Annotated in this window: 13 protein-coding genes and 1 pseudogene; 5 read left to right on the top strand and 9 right to left on the bottom strand. The window is 37.9% G+C overall.

Features of this window, described 5'->3' with window-relative positions; translation table 11 throughout:
• Nucleotides 1-119 precede the first annotated feature (119 nt).
• Both mutT and BTR_RS01110 read left to right on the top strand, forming a co-directional pair.
• Entirely contained in the window at nucleotides 120-533 is a 414-nt protein-coding gene (gene mutT, locus BTR_RS01105) for an 8-oxo-dGTP diphosphatase MutT (protein ID WP_012230613.1), read from the top strand.
• A 186-nt stretch (nucleotides 534-719) separates the two neighbouring features.
• Nucleotides 720-961 (top strand): annotated as a pseudogene (locus tag BTR_RS01110) (Arm DNA-binding domain-containing protein); the annotation flags it as partial.
• 1,245 nt (nucleotides 962-2,206) lie between these two features.
• Here BTR_RS01110 and BTR_RS01120 read toward each other — a convergent pair.
• The 4 genes from BTR_RS01120 to BTR_RS01135 all read right to left on the bottom strand — a co-directional run bounded on the left by BTR_RS01120 (nucleotide 2,207) and on the right by BTR_RS01135 (nucleotide 6,715).
• On the bottom strand, nucleotides 2,207-3,067 hold the full coding sequence (locus tag BTR_RS01120; protein WP_012230616.1) for a C40 family peptidase: 861 nt from the start codon (nucleotides 3,065-3,067) through the stop codon (nucleotides 2,207-2,209).
• A gap of 151 nt (nucleotides 3,068-3,218) precedes the next feature.
• Nucleotides 3,219-4,592 (bottom strand): leucyl aminopeptidase family protein, encoded by a 1,374-nt coding sequence (locus BTR_RS01125; protein WP_012230618.1) that lies wholly within the window; start codon nucleotides 4,590-4,592, stop codon nucleotides 3,219-3,221.
• A 13-nt stretch (nucleotides 4,593-4,605) separates the two neighbouring features.
• The gene (gene coaA / locus BTR_RS01130; RefSeq protein WP_244393534.1) at nucleotides 4,606-5,550 is read right to left on the bottom strand and encodes a type I pantothenate kinase; all 945 of its coding nucleotides are present in this window, start codon (nucleotides 5,548-5,550) and stop codon (nucleotides 4,606-4,608) included.
• A gap of 175 nt (nucleotides 5,551-5,725) precedes the next feature.
• Entirely contained in the window at nucleotides 5,726-6,715 is a 990-nt protein-coding gene (locus BTR_RS01135; RefSeq protein ID WP_012230623.1) for an asparaginase, read from the bottom strand.
• A 218-nt stretch (nucleotides 6,716-6,933) separates the two neighbouring features.
• Between BTR_RS01135 and hslV the strand changes: the two genes are divergently transcribed.
• Both hslV and hslU read left to right on the top strand, forming a co-directional pair.
• Nucleotides 6,934-7,515 carry an ATP-dependent protease subunit HslV gene (gene hslV / locus BTR_RS01140; protein ID WP_012230625.1) on the top strand — a complete coding sequence of 194 codons (582 nt, stop codon included), beginning with the start codon at nucleotides 6,934-6,936 and terminating at the stop codon, nucleotides 7,513-7,515.
• Entirely contained in the window at nucleotides 7,516-8,826 is a 1,311-nt protein-coding gene (gene hslU / locus BTR_RS01145; protein WP_012230626.1) for an ATP-dependent protease ATPase subunit HslU, read from the top strand. It begins immediately after the preceding gene.
• Between the two features lie 18 nt (nucleotides 8,827-8,844).
• Here hslU and BTR_RS01150 read toward each other — a convergent pair whose 3' ends face one another.
• From BTR_RS01150 to rpsO, 3 genes are all read right to left on the bottom strand, one after another.
• The gene (locus BTR_RS01150; RefSeq protein WP_038473211.1) at nucleotides 8,845-9,840 is read right to left on the bottom strand and encodes a class I SAM-dependent methyltransferase; all 996 of its coding nucleotides are present in this window, start codon (nucleotides 9,838-9,840) and stop codon (nucleotides 8,845-8,847) included.
• A gap of 73 nt (nucleotides 9,841-9,913) precedes the next feature.
• Nucleotides 9,914-12,109 carry a polyribonucleotide nucleotidyltransferase gene (gene pnp, locus BTR_RS01155; RefSeq protein ID WP_012230628.1) on the bottom strand — a complete coding sequence of 732 codons (2,196 nt, stop codon included), beginning with the start codon at nucleotides 12,107-12,109 and terminating at the stop codon, nucleotides 9,914-9,916.
• 250 nt (nucleotides 12,110-12,359) lie between these two features.
• Entirely contained in the window at nucleotides 12,360-12,629 is a 270-nt protein-coding gene (rpsO, locus tag BTR_RS01160; RefSeq protein WP_005774142.1) for a 30S ribosomal protein S15, read from the bottom strand.
• 314 nt (nucleotides 12,630-12,943) lie between these two features.
• Between rpsO and BTR_RS01165 the strand changes: the two genes are divergently transcribed.
• On the top strand, nucleotides 12,944-14,572 hold the full coding sequence (locus BTR_RS01165) for an MFS transporter (RefSeq protein WP_012230629.1): 1,629 nt from the start codon (nucleotides 12,944-12,946) through the stop codon (nucleotides 14,570-14,572).
• A 1,584-nt stretch (nucleotides 14,573-16,156) separates the two neighbouring features.
• Here the strand turns inward: BTR_RS01165 and truB are convergent.
• Nucleotides 16,157-17,119 (bottom strand): tRNA pseudouridine(55) synthase TruB, encoded by a 963-nt coding sequence (gene truB, locus BTR_RS01170; protein ID WP_012230630.1) that lies wholly within the window; start codon nucleotides 17,117-17,119, stop codon nucleotides 16,157-16,159.
• A 4-nt stretch (nucleotides 17,120-17,123) separates the two neighbouring features.
• Entirely contained in the window at nucleotides 17,124-17,531 is a 408-nt protein-coding gene (gene rbfA / locus BTR_RS01175) for a 30S ribosome-binding factor RbfA (protein WP_012230631.1), read from the bottom strand.
• Between the last annotated feature and the right edge of the window lie 21 nt (nucleotides 17,532-17,552).

A 17,552-nucleotide genomic window follows, 5' to 3' on the forward strand; every position in this document is an offset into this window, starting at 1 on the left:
CACTCTCTCATATGTAACGCGGTCTATTATTTTTTTTAAAGAGAATGAGATATGTGAACTCTTTTTGAGGTAAGAGAATGTGATAAAAAGAGACAGTTATATTCTCATTGGAGAGTGGTATGTGTATAAAAAGTCCCCTTCTTCTTGTTGTTGCCTGCGCATTGTTAGATCAAAATAATCGTGTTTTGCTTACCGAGCGTCCTGAAGGAAAATCACTGGCTGGTTTATGGGAGTTTCCTGGTGGAAAGGTTGAGCAAGGTGAAACTCCGGAAATCTCATTAATTCGTGAACTAGAAGAAGAGCTTGGTGTGTATGTTCAGGTAAATAATTTACACCCTTTAACATTTGCAAGCCATAGCTATGCAACATTTCACCTCTTAATGCCGTTGTATCTTTGTGACCATTATGAGGGCGTTGCGCAAGGACGAGAGGGGCAAAATTTAGAATGGGTTTTTATTAATGATCTTGATAAATATTCTATGCCTGATGCTGATAAACCATTAGTTCAGGTGTTAAAAAATCATCTTCTTTAATGCGTTATAAGGCAACACATTGATTTATAATGATAATCTATCGTTATTTATATTGAATTAGAACCCCGAATATCGTAAGATTCTCTCATTTTAAATCTACTTATCTTGAATCAATCAACATCTCTTGCTTGCACGTCATAAGCGAGGCTGGTGTGTGGGTAAAATTTATACAAGAAAGGACTAAAAATGGCTCTTATAAACGCTCTCAAGTGCCAAGATCTGTCGCAACACCCACGAGCTGGCAAATATAATGATGGTGCTGGCTTGCTACGTCATAAGCGTAAAGATGGAGGTGCTCAATGGCTTTATCGTTATACCATTCATGGGCGAGTCCGCGAAATGGGCGAGTCCGCGAAATGGGATTGGGTGCCTTAAGACATGTCTCTTTAAAACAAGCCCGTAAATTGGCAAGTGGGTGGCGCTCTGTGTGACGTGAGGGGCGTGACCCCATTAAGAAGAAAACATTGTTTAAATATAATTATTGATTGATAATTTTTTATATTAGATGGGAAAGCCCAGTCTTGTAAAATCTTCTTATTTAAAATCTCTTTATCCTCAATCAATTAAAGTCATGCCTTTTGGCACGTTCCAAGCGGAGTGAGCTACGTGGCTAAAAACGATTTAAGACAGACATGAAATCCATGCTGAAAGAACGCTCCCCAACAACCAAGGGGGGTATCGCAACATTGAGGATTGGCAAAATTTATAAGGATGGTTTTGCATGTTTCATAAACGTAAAATGATGGTAGATAGATGGTAGAAATGGATTTATACTTTTTACACGTGTTTTTGTGAATTGAACTTAGGGGATTGAGAACGTTCAGAAGTATTTATTTCATGAGATATTGATAGTAGGAAAAATTTAAAAAGACTCTTTAGAAGAGAATGTTTTGAGCTTTTTATGAAAGATTATTTTAGGTGACCAGTAATTTAAGCGTCACCGTAACACATTTGGTATAATAACATTAGTATAATAACATATTATTTTATAATCATAAATAGTGTTTTTTCCCTTGATGCTCTCGACTAATGATTAAATATAAGAAAACATGAAGAGAGGACTGCTTAGAGGGATGTAATATACGTTTTATCATATGAGAGATGAGAAAAAATCCCTCTAAGTAATATGAATGAAAAATACAAATAACATGAGAGTGTTTTATGAGATTTTTGAGATATTCCTTTTGACCAAGGAGGGCAGGTTCTTTACGTAATACAGAAAGCCATTGTATTGCCAATACACAAGTATGTTTAAAAGATAGATCTTTCGAATGTACCAAACCTCTTTCGCGTTGGTTTTTGTGAAGGGTATAACGTGTTAAAGCCTCCATGGAAGTAATATAAAATCCATTAAACATTATCCTCTTTACGCATAATAAAGGAGCAAATTGGCGCCATCACATATTTTTTGAGCCCCGATTTTGATAGACTTTGGCATTCGAGAGCATTCATAAGAGGTATTCTTTTCTTAATTATTTTATTCACACACCACATCTTCCTGTGCGACACAAGCAAATGATTTTGATTAATTCAACATCTAATTTTAAATGAGAAAATTTTTTACGATATTTAAAAATTTTTCTTCGGATAAATGATAGCTAATTGCCTTATAAACCAATTGACTATAGAATAAAAACATTCAATGAATTATTTTTATAGGGGCTCTATTAAGTTTATTGAATTGGACGGCGTTTTGCGGTGGGGTATCGTTGATATGTTTGAGCAATACGTGTAATTACTTCTTCTAGTGGTTCGATCGTAACGTCCATAGAGAAGCCATTTGCATGAATGATATTTTCATGATCAACCATAATGGCAGCATGACCTTGCCAAAAAATCAAATCACCTCGTTGAAGTTTATCCCTGTCTGAGAGTGGTCTTCCGATAGTTTTCTGCTGCATGTCAGTATCACGTAAGACCATTTGACCGGTCATTATCATAGAAAGCTGGATGATTCCTGAGCAATCAAGTCCAAAGCCACTGGTCCCACCCCAAAGGTACGGTGTGCGGATAAACATTTCAGCAACACTAACATAATCTTTATAAACATGTTCAAGTGGGCTAAGATGATTGCTAATGATTGATCTCCCATTTTCAAGTATAGAATACATGGTTTCACGGACTTCAACTTCATCAACGACACTTACCTTACTTCCCATAGATAAAGGATACTCCATTGGTCCACGCAAATCAGCTTGGAAATATTGAAAAGTACGTGGGGTTGAAACAACATGTGTTTGTTTGACAGTTGATATACAAAGCGCTGTCGTATCAATATAGCCAACATAATTATCTTTGAGAGATTGTCCCCATGACATCGTTTCTCCGTGTTCAAAGATAAGAAGTTCTTCCCCGAATAAGCACTCTGTCTGCATTTCACTTTTTTTACTGTTTTCTTTAAATAGTCCAGCAACAGGTACATTAACACGTCTTTTTTCACCTTGCACAAAGCGCTGTGCTGTAATTTCTGTTTCAAGACGTTTGTCTGCTAGATCTTCTCTAAATGCATGTAATCTCGGATCTTTAAAGACCATTTGTTTACCTTTCGTTTTATCTTTAAATGGATTTCATGACGACTGCACGAGCAGAACACTTCATCTTTAAATAAAGCACAGAGCATAATTTAAGGGGATAAGATAATTCTTCTGAAGCTACAAAATTGTCCATCTTTGTGAATATTTTGTGTCAAACCTCATTTTTAAAAATATTATAAAGAGCGCGAATAGTTTGTGCCGATCCCCCAATAGGATACCCCGGTTTTTCTTTTGGAACCCATCCATAAAGGTCGAAATGCGCAAAATGTTCAGATTTTTCAACAAAAGAATTAAGAAATAAAGCAGCCATTATAGAGCCAGCAAAGCTATTTCCAGTTACATTGTTAAGGTCAGCAATTGGCGATGATAACATCTCTTGGTAAGGTTTCCAAAGGGGCATTTGCCAAAGAGGATCAAAAACAGCGTGAGCCGATTCAGAAATTTGTTGTGCCCATATTGAATCATTACAATAAAATGCGGGAAGATCTGGTCCTAATGCTATCCGTGCTGCCCCCGTTAAAGTTGCCATGCAAAGCATGAATTGAGGGCTTTCTTCATCACCATAGGCGAGTGCATCAGCGAGGATAAGGCGCCCTTCAGCATCTGTATTCCCCACTTCAACACTTAAACCTTTTCGACTTTTGAGAATATCACCTGGTCGGTAAGCATTTGCAGAAATTGCATTTTCTACAGCTGGAATCAAAACACGTAGACGGAAAGGTAATTTTGCATCCATGATAAGTTTAGCCAATCCCAAAACGTTTGCTCCACCTCCCATGTCTTTTTTCATAAGCAACATGTTATTGGCTGATTTAATATCCAGCCCCCCCGTATCAAAAGTTACGCCTTTGCCTACCAACGTTATTTTAGGATGATGTTCTTGCCCCCAGTGTAACTCAATCAGTCGTGGTGCAGTGCTGCCTGCTCGTCCTACGGCATGAATCATGGGAAAGTTATGGGGCAAGAGATCATCTCCACAAATACTTTGGACATGAGCACCGTATATTTTCCCTAATTGTCGTGTTTCTTCTTCGAGAGTATCAGGGGTCATATCATTGGCTGGAATATTGATGAGATCACGGACGAAGAAGACAGCTTCATAAATGCGTTGGAGCTCATTAAGATCAACGGCCTCATTGACATGGATGGATAATGATTTGAAAGAAGAATTTTGACGATAGCGATTAAATTGATAGCTTCCCAATGCTAATCCAAGATAGGCATTTATTTCATCAGAGGTTTCACCTTCTAAATGCCATTGACCAGCAGGAAGTTTTTGAGCAAGCAGTCCTGTAATAAAGGGATCGTTACCATTGCCAATTCCAAATAAAACTTTTTTTAAATACCCCGTTTTGTGAGGAACAAAGAGTATTTGTCCTGATTTGCCAGTAAAGTCATTAACTTTTATCCATGCTGTTGTTGACGCATCAAGTGATAAGTTGGCAAGATTTCTTTGGTTTACCAAGATGATAGGGCAACTGTTATCGATACGTATTGAGCTAAAATGAATGGGATGCTGGTGCATAGTTATGAGATCCTTATAGTCGTCTAAGTGCGACATACTCGACCAAATGATTTTTTCCCTTTCGTAGAATGAGATTGGACCGTGGTCGTGTTGGCAATATGTTTTCTTGTAAATTTTTTAAATTAATTGTTTGCCAAATATCCTCAGCGATTTTTAAGGCTTCTTTTTCATTGAGAAGGGCATAACGATGAAAATAGGATTCAGGATTTTGAAAAGCTGTTTTACGTAAACGTTTAAAGCGCTCTAAATACCAGTGACGAATGATTTCTGTTTCAGCATCGACATAGATTGAAAAATCAAAAAAATCTGACACGAAAGGAATGACTTTTCCATCTTTAGGAAGATCACTGACTTGTAATACATTAATACCTTCAACAATTAAAATATCAGGACGGTCAATGGTAATTGTCTGATTTTTTAGAACATCATAGGTCATATGCGAATAAAGCGGAGCAGGGATATTCCCGATACCTGCTTTTATCGCCGAAAGAAAGCACAGCAATTTTTTAATGTCGTAGGAATCAGGAAATCCTTTACGATTCAGACGATTTTTTTGCTGTAAGAGTGCGTTAGGATAGAGAAAGCCATCCGTTGTGATCAGATCAACTTTAAGACTAGATGTCCAACGTTTCAACAGTTCTTGAAGGATACGAGCGGTGGTAGATTTTCCTACTGCTACAGAACCAGCAATTCCAATAATAAAGGGTGTTTTTTTAGTCTCTTCTTGATGGAGAAACTGTTGACGTTTGTGAAAAAGTTCTTGTACGGCTTCAACATGGCATAATAATAGACGCGATAAAGAAAGATAAATGCGTTGGACTTCCTCAAAGTCGATAGGGTCATCAATAGAGCGTAAACGTTTAATTTCATCAAAAGTCAAGGTGAGAGGTGTGTCTGCACGGAATTCTGACCATTCTTGTGCAGTAAAGACGCGATAGGGCGAATATCGGTCAGAAATGGATTTGACCAAATTATCTTCCTGATTAATTTTTTGTATAATCGTATCAATCATTTGTATTTTTCGAGAATCTTTTTGCCGTAGTGATTGGTTAAGAACAGACAGGTAAACTGCTTTGCGTTCAAATAAATTTTGTTTTGCATGCTCTCTTCTTTAAGATAATAGACTATTTTTACTAACTTATCGTCCAGTTATTCCAGTATGCACGGACTTGTGCCAATGAGTACCCTTGTGCCAAAAAAGCCCATAAAAGTAAACGCGCTTTTACGGCTGATAAATAACCGGACATGAGAGCACCCGAAGCAATCATATCGGTTTCTGAACCTTTATAGCCGTACGTTATACGTGTTGTTGAGCCATTACAACAACGACTAGCAATAATAATTGGTATTTTTTGTGCATATTGTTGTACAAGGTCTGCTTCTTGAAAACTACAGTGTCCTGCACCAAAACCGGCAATAACAAGTCCAGCATAATATCCACTTTCAAGACAGAATTTCATTAATTGTGCATCAGACGATAAAGAGGAATAAAGGAGTGCAACTTGATGATTGTGTTTTTGGGGAAGATCAAACGTTGTCGGGAAAAATTTTTGATTATTGAAATAAATGATTTTTCTTTCCAAAATAGTTCCTAAAATACCTGCGAGACCTGACTGAAATGTTTCAACTTTGACGGTATGGCTTTTATAGAGCCAATACGGTGAATGAATTGTATCATTAATGACAACGAGAACACCTCGATTACGGCTTTGTGGGGCTGCTGCAACACGTGTTGCTGCTAAAATATTAGCGGGTCCGTCAGCGCCTGCTTCGTGAGGGGTACGCATAGCACCAGTTATGATGAGTGGTTCAGCTTCCTGCCAATAAAGAGAAAGAAAAAAAGCAGTTTCTTCCAGAGTATCAGTCCCTTGTGTTAAAACAATCCCTTCTGCGCCAGCATTTATTTGTTGTTTTGCCCACTCGATTATTTCAAAAAGAATTTTAAAAGATAAAGATCCACTTGGTATTTGCATTAATGTTTGTGTATGAATATCAGCAACCTTATTTAAATCAGGAACACTTTTTATGAGGTTGTCTGAGGTTAAAGTTGGTTGCATGTGGCCAAAATGATCAGCAGTCATTGCAATTGTTCCACCTAAGGTTCCTATAGCTATTTTTTTCATAATTTTCCTCTATAAAGGCACAAACTGTTTACATAAAGCTATTTAGCAGTAATTTACATTGACAACAATGATATCATTTTTTCAATTTCAACAAATTGAATTGTGCTGAATCATTGTGTTTTGCTGTATATGTTCTTAAATAGAACAATAGTAATTGAGTTTTACATTGTATAAAAACACAATATTAAAAAGAAAAATTAATATTAAGGAGTTTCCTTATGACAGAACATAAGCCAGACATAATGTATGGTACAACGATTATTACGGTACGAAAAGGTGGCAAAGTTGTGATGGCTGGCGACGGTCAAGTCTCTCTTGGACAGACGATTATGAAAGGCAATGCACGTAAAGTCCGCCGTCTTGGAAAAAGCGGAGTGGTTATTGCTGGTTTTGCAGGTGCTACAGCAGATGCGTTCACATTACTGGAAAGATTGGAAACAAAGCTTGAGCAATATCCTGATCAGCTTATGCGTGCTTGTGTAGAACTTGCAAAAGATTGGAGAACAGATCGCTATTTGCGTCGTCTTGAAGCAATGATGCTTGTGGCTGATAAGAAAGTAACTTTGGCTCTAACAGGGCTTGGTGATGTCTTAGAACCAGAAGATGGGGTTATGGCCATTGGCTCTGGAGGAAATTTTGCTCTTTCAGCAGCACGGGCACTCATGGACTTGGATTTGGATGCAGAAACTATTGCCCGTAAAGCTATGGCTATTGCCGCTAAAATTTGTGTTTATACCAATGATCATTTTACGATTGAAACATTGGATGCAGAATTATCTTCTTTAGAGAAAGCTATTTAAATGTGTATTGTATTTTCCCCTCGTGAGACTGTTTCTGAACTTGATCGCTTTATTATTGGCCAAAATGATGCCAAACGTTCTGTCGCTATTGCACTGCGTAATCGGTGGCGTAGACAACAGCTTGATGAGCCGATGCGTGAAGAAGTGATGCCAAAAAATATTTTAATGATAGGGCCAACAGGTGTTGGTAAAACAGGGATTGCACGTCGATTAGCAAAACTTTCTGGAGCACCCTTCGTGAAAGTAGAAGCGACTAAATTTACTGAAGTTGGTTATGTAGGGCGTGACGTTGAGCAAATTATTCGAGACCTTGTTGAAATTGCTGTTTCTCTTGTGCGTGAAAAAAAACGGGATGAAATAAAAGAAAAGGCGCACATGAATGCTGAAGAGCGCGTTTTAGATGCCCTTGTTGGCAAAACAGCAAGTCCCGCTACCCGTGATAGTTTTCGCAAAAAATTGCGTGAAGGTGAATTAGATGAGAAAGAGATTGAAATTGAAGTAGCCGATAATAATAGCAATAGTGCTTCAACCTTTGATATTCCTGGTATGCCTGGGGCGCAAATGGGGATTATGAATTTATCCGATATTTTGGGCAAAATGGGCAATCGTACAAAAGTCCGTAAAACGACAGTAAGGGATGCTTTTAAACCGCTTATTGATGATGAATCTGAAAAACTCCTTGATCAGGAACAAATTATTCAAGAAGCGCTTCGTGTTGCTGAAAATGACGGTATTGTTTTTATCGACGAGATTGATAAAATTGCAACGAAAGATGGTGGAGCCAGTGCTGCGGTTTCGCGTGAGGGCGTCCAACGTGATCTTTTGCCTTTGGTTGAAGGAACAACAATTGCTACAAAATATGGGCAAATCAAAACAGATCATATTCTTTTTATCGCCTCTGGTGCATTTCATGTTTCCAAGCCTTCTGATTTATTACCGGAACTTCAAGGACGTTTGCCTATCCGCGTGGAGCTCAACCCTTTAACAAGGGAAGATTTACGACGTATTCTAACAGAACCAGAAGCGAGTTTGATTAAACAGTATATTGCTCTTATGGCAACGGAAGAGGTTCATTTGGAAATTACCGATGATGCGATTGATGCTCTAGCAGATATTGCTGTAGATTTAAATGCAAGGATTGAAAACATAGGAGCGCGTCGTTTGCAAACCGTTATGGAGCGCGTTTTAGATGAGATTTCTTTCACGGCACCGGATAAAGCTGGAACATCATTTAAAATTGATGCTGCTTATGTGAGAAAATCTATTGGCGAGCTTGCTGCTGATATCGATCTTTCTCGTTTTATTCTTTAGAGGTATTGCTTGTTTTGTTTATTTTCGTGCTTCGATAATTTTGAAACCATGGGCTTGTTCATGTATCAACACTGTGCGGAAAATATCTTTTAACAATGTTTCATAAGGCAGGTGGCGGTTTGCAACAAGAAGCAGACTGCCACTGGGCTTTAGGCATTTTGCAGCATTTATAATAAAATGTTTTCCTAAGGAGACATCTGTCGTTTGTTGTGTGTGAAACGGTGGATTTGAAATGATTGTGTCATACAGATTTGTGACAGGCTCATGCACAAGGTCGTGCCAATAAAAATGAATTGGAAAAGGAGCTGTTATGGGTTTAAGGTGCTGTTTTGCTGCTTTCAAAGCGTTGTAGTCTGCTTCATAAAGATCAAGAGATGTAAGTTTTACATCGCTTTTAAGTGCGACGTGAGAAAGATAGCCCCAACCAGCCCCAAAATCAGCTGTTTTCCCAGAAATAACTTTGAGCATATAAGAAGCAAGCACTGCAGATCCTGGATCAATACGACCGTGTGAGAACATACCGGAAGTGGTTTGAAATTTATCAAAAGAAAGCGGTTGTGAGCGCAATTGTGCAATATTTTGCCTCTCTATTTCTTGAGGAACTTGAAGCCAAAATACAAGACCATGGTTTTTAGATAGTTTATTGGTTATGGGAACAATTGTTTTGATCCATTTCATCATTGAAGCAGCACCAGCCGTTTTATTCCCACTGATCACAATCCATCCACTGGGTTTAACGCATTCTAATAAATCAAGAAAACAATTTTGGTTGAAACCACGATATTTGCTTAAATGTAAAAATGCTCCATCATAGATGAAAGTTTTATCTATTTGAGGAGAACAGTGAAATTGAGTATCGACGAATTTTAAAAAATCTGGTCGCCAAGGCGTAATAACTTTTAAATTTTGCGCCCATTCTGGAGCAGGGACCTCCGTTAAACCGAAACTTAGCCAGCATTGGTTTGGATCTGGATAAGGGAGTGCATAATTTTCAAAAGGTAAAAAAGATAACACATGTGGTTCTTTCAAAGAAAAATGCCACTCCAGTGTTGGGATGGCATTTCATGATTACGATAAGAAGAAAAGATTACTCTTCTTTTTTCTTCCGGCGGCGCTTATTTTCAGGTTGTTTTTTTTCATCCATGCACTTTTCTTCTTTCACCGATTTATCATCGGTCATTTCCTTTCCGGTTTTTTGATCAACGGCCTTCATTGATAAACGCACTTTTCCACGCTCATCAAAGCCCATGAGTTTAACCCAAACTTTATCACCTTCCTTAACAATATCTGTTGTTTTGGTGACGCGTTCTGATGCTAGTTGAGAGATATGAACGAGCCCATCACGAGAACCAAAGAAGTTTATAAATGCACCAAAGTCTGCAGTTTTTACAACTGTTCCTTGGTAGATAGCACCAACTTCAGGTTCATCGACAATAGAATGGATCCAGCGTTTTGCTGCTTCAATGGTTTTAGCATCAGCAGAAGCAATTTTGATAGTACCATCATCTTCAATATTAATTTTTGCTCCAGTTTGTTCCACAATTTCTCGAATAACTTTACCACCAGAGCCGATAACATCACGGATTTTATCAACAGCAATATTTATCACTTCGATTCGTGGAGAAAATTCACTCAATTCAGCTCGTGCGCTGGTTAAAGCTTTCGCCATTTCGTTAAGGATATGAATTCGTCCATCCTTGGCTTGTTCAAGTGCGATTTTCATAATTTCTTCGGTAATACCGTCAATTTTGATATCCATTTGTAAAGCAGTAATACCATTTTCTGTTCCAGCAACTTTAAAATCCATATCGCCAAGATGATCTTCATCTCCTAAGATATCAGACAGAACAGCAAAGCGTTCTCCTTCTTTAATCAAGCCCATGGCAATACCTGCAACGGGGCGCGCGAGCGGAACACCAGCATCCATGAGAGCAAGCGAAGTTCCACAAACGGTTGCCATAGAAGAAGAACCATTGGATTCAGTAATTTCTGAGACAGCGCGAATGGTATAAGGAAAAGATTCTTTTGTTGGCAACATGGGGTGAATTGCGCGCCATGCTAATTTTCCATGTCCAATTTCACGACGACCAGGAGAACCAAGGCGTCCTGTTTCACCTACTGAAAATGGTGGAAAATTGTAATGGAGGAGGAATGTTTCCTTATACATCCCCGTTAAGGCATCAATATATTGTTCATCTTCACCAGTTCCCAATGTCGCAACGACAATCGCTTGCGTTTCTCCGCGGGTAAAGAGTGCTGATCCATGTGTGCGGGGCAAAATACTTACTTCTGATTGGATAGGACGCACGGTAGAAAGATTACGTCCATCAATACGCTTTTTTGTATCAAGAATGTTTCCGCGAACAATTTTTGCTTGCAACTGTTTAAATACAGTTGCAATTTGGTCTGTACTAAATTGACAGTCTTCTTCTGTTTCTGGCATAAATTTATTGATGATCTCTGTTTTGAGCGCATCAATTGCGGCATAACGTTCTTGTTTATCGGTAATTGTGTAAGCCTTTCGTATATCCTGTTCGGCCATTTCCTGCATTGCTTTTTCAAGGTCAGAAAGATCTTCAGGAACAAAATCACGAGGATCTTTTGCCGCAACCTCAGCAAGTTTGATGATGGCATCAAGGACAGGTTGAAGACCTTTATGACCAAACATTACAGCACCCAACATGATATCTTCCGGCAATTCTTGTGCTTCTGATTCAACCATCAATACAGCACTTTCTGTTCCAGCAACCACAAGATCAAGTTTTGACTCAGGCATTTCATCCATATGAGGATTGAGAACATATTGCCCGTTACAATAGCCAACGCGGGCACCCGCTATAGGCCCCATGAAAGGAACACCTGATAGGGTCAATGCCGCAGAAGAAGCAATCATCGCGAGGATATCGGGATTATTTTCGAGATCATGCTGTATAACGGAAACAATGACTTGTGTATCATTTTTATATCCCTCAACGAAGAGAGGACGAATTGGCCGATCAATCAAACGTGAAACCAGAGTTTCATTTTCACTTGGCCGACTTTCACGTTTTAAATAGCCCCCAGGTATTCGACCAACGGCATAGGATTTTTCTTGATAATTAACGGTAAGTGGAAAAAAGTCCTGGTCTGGTTTTGGGCTTTTGGCCGATACAACGGTTGCTAAGACAATCGTTTCTCCATAGGTAGCAATCACTGCACCATCAGCTTGACGCGCTATTTTCCCTGTTTCAAGGGTAAGCGGACGCCCGGCCCATTCAATTTCTATCTTGTGCGTTTTGAACATTTTTTATCCTTAATGACCAGTGTTTAAATCTTTGATTGCTCACATTCTGGCTTTGCGTAGCATATTTTCAGGCTCTAGGGTGGACAACAAGTTACTTCCATCTTTGTTGGGAGAAGAGAGAGATAAATCGCCTTAAATGCGAAATGATGAACAGTCCTATCCCATAATAACTTGTCAGTTTTTAAAATTTTTAACTAAAAGCAACATGTTGAAAAAATGGGTGGTTTTTTCACACCACCCCATTTTTCTTTTAGCGACGCAAACCTAACTTCTTGATAAGTGTCTGATAACGATTTTGGTCAACTCCTTTAAGATAATCAAGAAGGCGCCGGCGTTGAGACACCATCTTTAAAAGACCACGACGAGAATGGTTATCTTTTTTGTGAGATTTAAAATGGTTTGTTAAATTAGAAATACGTTCAGAAAGCACAGCAATCTGCACTTCTGGTGATCCTGTATCACCAACTTTATTTGCATATTCTGCCACAAGAGCTTGTTTACGTTCAGCTGTAATCGACATCGTATCATCCTTTCAAAAAACGAAGAAACATAAAGTCACCCATAGCCGAGATGTCGTTCAGCTAGGGTCTGCGAGGAAATAAGAAGAGCCAAAGACTCTTACCTACTTTCGCTCTTATATAGGAAAGAAGGTTAAAATACTAGTCCTTTACAGCATTTTGAAGTCTTTCTTTAAATAAAGGCTTTTGTTTTGAAATATTGATTTAAATAGGGTTTTATGAGAAGTTTTTTAAAGATTTATGCATCCTTTTGATACAAAGATTATGAACGTGCGTGTGGTAACAAAAGTGATAAATACCGATTTGGAGGGAAAAGATGCAGAGTATTTCAACATTAAAACTTTTTCGTAATTCGGTATTTCGAAATTTATGGTCATCTACGCTTATTTCTAATTTAGGGGGGCTGATACAGGCTGTTGGAGCAGGGTGGTTAATGGCATTAATTAGTTCTTCGCATTCCATGGTTGGGCTTGTTCAGAGTGCGACAACATTACCACTTGTTATATTTTCTTTGATGGCAGGGGCATTAGCGGACAATTTTAATCGGCGTCAAATTATGTTGTGCGCACAGATTATGATGATGGTCATATCCATGATTCTATCTATTTTAGCCTATATGGGATTTTTAACACCTTGGCTTTTGTTATGTTTTACGTTTTTGATTGGATGTGGCACTGCCTTTTATAATCCTTCTTGGCAAGCAACCATAGGAGATATTGTGAGCAGGGAAAATATTCCTGCTGCTGTTAGTTTGAATAGTGTCGGCTTTAATTTGATGCGAAGTGTTGGTCCCGCTATCGGAGGAGCCATCATTGCAACTTTGGGAGCATCTGCTGCTTTTTTGTTTAATGCTATAAGCTATATCCCTCTTATTGGTGCATTATTTTTCTGGAAATTGAATTATGAAAACAACCCATTGCCACGAGAAAGATTGTTGGGGGCTGTCTCAGATGGTCTGCGTTATGTTGCGATGTCACCTAATCTCCTGAGTATTATGGTTCGAGCGTTCCTTTTTGGTATAGGAGCAATTTCGATTTTAGCCCTTTTGCCAATTGTTGCGCATCAAGTTCTGGGAGGAAATGCTCTGCTTTATGGGACATTGCTTGGTTGTTTTGGGTTAGGAGCCATGACAGCAGGGATTATTAATGCATTTATACGGCATCATTTTCGTTCAGAAACAATTATTGCAAGTGCATTTATTGGTTTTGCTTTTTCTTGCTTTTTATTGGGAATAAGCCGTTCACTGATTATAAGCCATATTGCTTTATTTCCTGCAGGCCTAAGTTGGGTTTTGGCGTTATCATTGTTTAATACATCTGTACAACTCTCAACACCACGCTGGGTTGTTGCACGTTCTTTAGCGCTTTATCAAACGGCATCTTATGGGGGGATGGCTATTGGTAGTGCGATCTGGGGAATTTTGGCTGATGGTTATTCTCCAACAATTGCTTTAAGTATTTGTTCTCTATTCTTGATTGTTGGGGCTCTTGCAGGGGTAAAGTTTAGAATTCAAGAAATTCCTCAAATAGATTTGAATCCTCTTGATCATTTTAGAGAGCCAGAACTCTTACTCGACCTAAAAGCAAGAAGTGGCCCGATCATGATAATGATCGATTATCAGATTCATGAAAATGATCTGGAAGAGTTTCTCAAAGTGATGACGCGTCGACGCCATATTCGTTTACGTGATGGTGCGCGTCAATGGGTCCTTTTACGAGATCTTGAAAGACCTGAATATTGGACAGAGGCTTATCATATGCCAACATGGGTAGATTATTTACGCCATAATCATCGTCGTACGAAAGCGGATGCTGAAGTTAATAAGCGTTTGCGTCATTTAAATTGTGCTTCTAGCGGTATAAAAGTTCACCGCATGATTGAACGACAGACAATACCCCAAGTCAATGAGATGCTTTTAAAAGTCCCTTCTGATCATCTTCCTTAAGGTTAGAACAGTTTTTTTGTAAAAATATTAAATATGATCATATTCTTTTAATCAATTGGTTAGCGTAAGCACAATAAATCAATGATTTAATTATTAACTCATTGATTTATAATGATATTTTATCATTTTTTTATGTTGAGTAATAGCCCTAAAAATACTTAAGCTTAATCTATTAATCTTATTTATATTGAATCAATCCAAATCATTTTTTGTACGTTACAAGTGAAGTAAGTATGAGAAAGACGATAGAAAAAGAAGGATTTTTGATGAACTATATTCGTTGCTAAGGTTTATTGCGACATTTTAAATTGAAAAATAGGATTATGATACCGGCTTGTACTTTGTATTGTGCGTAAAAGATGGGGTGATGCACAATGGATTTTATACACTTTACGAACGCTGTCGTGAATAGGCTAGAGTATATTGAGAAACATTTTTTAAAAAAGCGCGTGAATAAGTCGTACAACAATTTTCTGTTTTGGGCGTTCTACTTTGAGTAAAGGATGGCTATATGTCAAAGATAGAGAGAAATAAAGGAGTGGGATAGATAAATGCATAATCTCCATTATTTAAAAGGTAAAGCCGAATTGGTAAAAATAGCTTGCTCCCTTTATGGTTTCATATTTTTCCCAAATGAAGTCACCTTATCTTTTTAAATATACTCAAATAAATATATGCCTAAGCATATATGGTATAGAAAACTATAACTATTTACAAAATACTAAACTCTTTTAATCGTTGTTTTCAAATATGCTTGTAGTATCAGGATTGAATATTACTTTACAAGAAAGAGCAAAAGTACAATTTTATCAGATAAAAAAGGTCATGAAAGAAAAAATATACCAACAATAGGCTGAAGAGACATATCAGTTTTTTATTTGATACAAAAACCAACAATAAGATACCGATCTTTAAAATTTTTTATTCTTTACAGATATTTTTACAAATCCTTTACATAATATTTATGACAATTAGAATAATGGCTGATTGTAAGCATAATTACACCATTTTTAGGGAGAAAGATCGATTTTTACGAGACAGATAGTTGGTGTGCATCATCTTTGTATTTCAATTCTAGGGTTTGAGTTTTCTTATTCTAGATAATTCTCTTAGCAAAAATAGAGTGTATCCATGTATTTTGTAATGACTGAAATAGTAATTTAGAATGATATCAATTTTTGAGCTTTTAAAATTGAATTCAATGAATGTGATTGCAATGCAATTAATTATAAAGGATAAATTATTGTTTTTTATATTGAATGTAAGATTCTACAATATCATAGGGTTATCTCATTTCAAATCTGTTTAGTTTGAATCAATCCAAATTATTTTCTTGCACATTACAAACGGGGCCTAATGTGAGGGCAAAAACGATTGAAAAAGGAATAAAAAAGTCTCTTGAAGCTTCTCAAATATGAGGGTTTAAAAATTAGGGGATGGCAAAGTATATGATAGTGTTAGCTTGTAGCACGATCTTGAAGTTTTGATATGAATACGGTGAGCGTAGAGAAATGAAAAGCAACATATTTCTCTTCATTTGATAGAGAACAATATCTTAAGATGATGGTTAGAAGAAAGAAACGCTTAAATTGTGAAAATCCGCTTTGGTTTAAATAGACCTTTGTCGAGAGTACCAATAGCAAGAAGTTGTTCCTTATAGAGGACACAAACTTCTTCTTCATCAAGAAGTGTTTTTTGAGCAGACAAAGGAATAGAATGCCCCCGCATAACTCTCTGCGCTTGGGTATCAGTAAGCGGATAATGAGGGAGACAATCTAATGCTGCTCCCGTTTCAATTAACAGTTCATCGAGTGTTAAAAAGTCTTTTTCAAAAGAATTCTCGTTTTCATCTGTTGTGTTTTTATTTGGCGATATTGCTGCTTTTAGTTCATCCCATGTAACGAGATCTTCTTCACAAAAAGGTGCGACAGCAATACGTCTTAAGTCAGCGATATGCCCATAGCATCCCAAATCACGTCCCATATCGCGTGCTAGCGAGCGCACATAAGTTCCTTTTCCGCAGGTTATTTCAAAGACAGAGTGCTCTTTAGTAGGAGTTTCTACTAACTTGAAAGTTTCTATTTCCACTTCACGGGGCGGAATTTCAATGACTTCTCCTTCACGCGCTAGATCATAGGCACGATTTCCAGCAATTTTAATTGCTGAAAATTGTGGAGGTGTTTGCAAAATAATACCTGTATATTGAGGAAGAAGAGCAAGTATTTCTTCTTGTGTTGGGCGTTTGAGAGATGTTTTCGTTATTTCTCCCTCTAGATCATCTGTTGAGCGCTCTTGCCCCCAAGCGATATGAAAACGGTAAGTTTTTTTGCCTTGCATTACATAAGGAACAGTTTTGGTTGCTTCACCCAATGCAATGGGGAGGAGACCAGAAGCAAGAGGGTCAAGCGTACCCGCATGCCCTGCTTTTTGTGCATGAAAGAGCCATTTGATTTTTGAGACAGCTTCTGTTGATTTCATGCCTTTTGGTTTATCAAATACGACCCAGCCAGAAACAGGACGTCCCTTTTTTTTTCGTTGCCGTGCCATATCTTTAATCCTCATCTTTATCACTATGGTGAAGATCGCGTGCAACCTCAGGGGAACGAAGGAGAGCATCAATTTTTGAAAAATTATCAAAACTATTATCAAGTCGGAAACGCAGTTCCGGCATATATTTCATTTGTCGCAACGCATGACTGATTTCTCCACGGAGAAAACGACTATGTTTATTGAGAGTATTAACGACATCGGTATGGGAAGTATTTTTAAGCGTGCTGAGAGGTGATACAAAGCAAGTAGCAATTTTTAAATCTGGAGATATGCGTACTTCAGAGACAGAAATAACAATATCTTTCAAGACATCATCAAGCAAAATACCACGTTGTAATATATGCGCTACTGCGTGACGTACTTGCTCTGCTACTCTAAGTTGTCGCTGTGATGGCCCTGCATTTTTCATCAAAATTTTATCCTTGCTCCA

The sequence above is a fragment of the Bartonella tribocorum CIP 105476 genome (assembly GCF_000196435.1).
Lineage (GTDB): Bacteria > Pseudomonadota > Alphaproteobacteria > Rhizobiales > Rhizobiaceae > Bartonella > Bartonella tribocorum.

What these genes read in the sequence shown, in the direction of transcription:
- pnp (WP_012230628.1), bottom strand. Translation starts at nt 12,109, where the DNA reads ATGTTCAAAACGCACAAGATAGAAATTGAATGGGCCGGGCGTCCGCTT.
- mutT (WP_012230613.1), top strand. Translation starts at nt 120, where the DNA reads ATGTGTATAAAAAGTCCCCTTCTTCTTGTTGTTGCCTGCGCATTGTTA.
- hslU (WP_012230626.1), top strand. Translation starts at nt 7,516, where the DNA reads ATGTGTATTGTATTTTCCCCTCGTGAGACTGTTTCTGAACTTGATCGC.
- BTR_RS01120 (WP_012230616.1), bottom strand. Translation starts at nt 3,067, where the DNA reads ATGGTCTTTAAAGATCCGAGATTACATGCATTTAGAGAAGATCTAGCA.
- rbfA (WP_012230631.1), bottom strand. Translation starts at nt 17,531, where the DNA reads ATGAAAAATGCAGGGCCATCACAGCGACAACTTAGAGTAGCAGAGCAA.
- BTR_RS01135 (WP_012230623.1), bottom strand. Translation starts at nt 6,715, where the DNA reads ATGAAAAAAATAGCTATAGGAACCTTAGGTGGAACAATTGCAATGACT.
- BTR_RS01125 (WP_012230618.1), bottom strand. Translation starts at nt 4,592, where the DNA reads ATGCACCAGCATCCCATTCATTTTAGCTCAATACGTATCGATAACAGT.
- BTR_RS01165 (WP_012230629.1), top strand. Translation starts at nt 12,944, where the DNA reads ATGCAGAGTATTTCAACATTAAAACTTTTTCGTAATTCGGTATTTCGA.
- rpsO (WP_005774142.1), bottom strand. Translation starts at nt 12,629, where the DNA reads ATGTCGATTACAGCTGAACGTAAACAAGCTCTTGTGGCAGAATATGCA.
- hslV (WP_012230625.1), top strand. Translation starts at nt 6,934, where the DNA reads ATGACAGAACATAAGCCAGACATAATGTATGGTACAACGATTATTACG.
- truB (WP_012230630.1), bottom strand. Translation starts at nt 17,119, where the DNA reads ATGGCACGGCAACGAAAAAAAAAGGGACGTCCTGTTTCTGGCTGGGTC.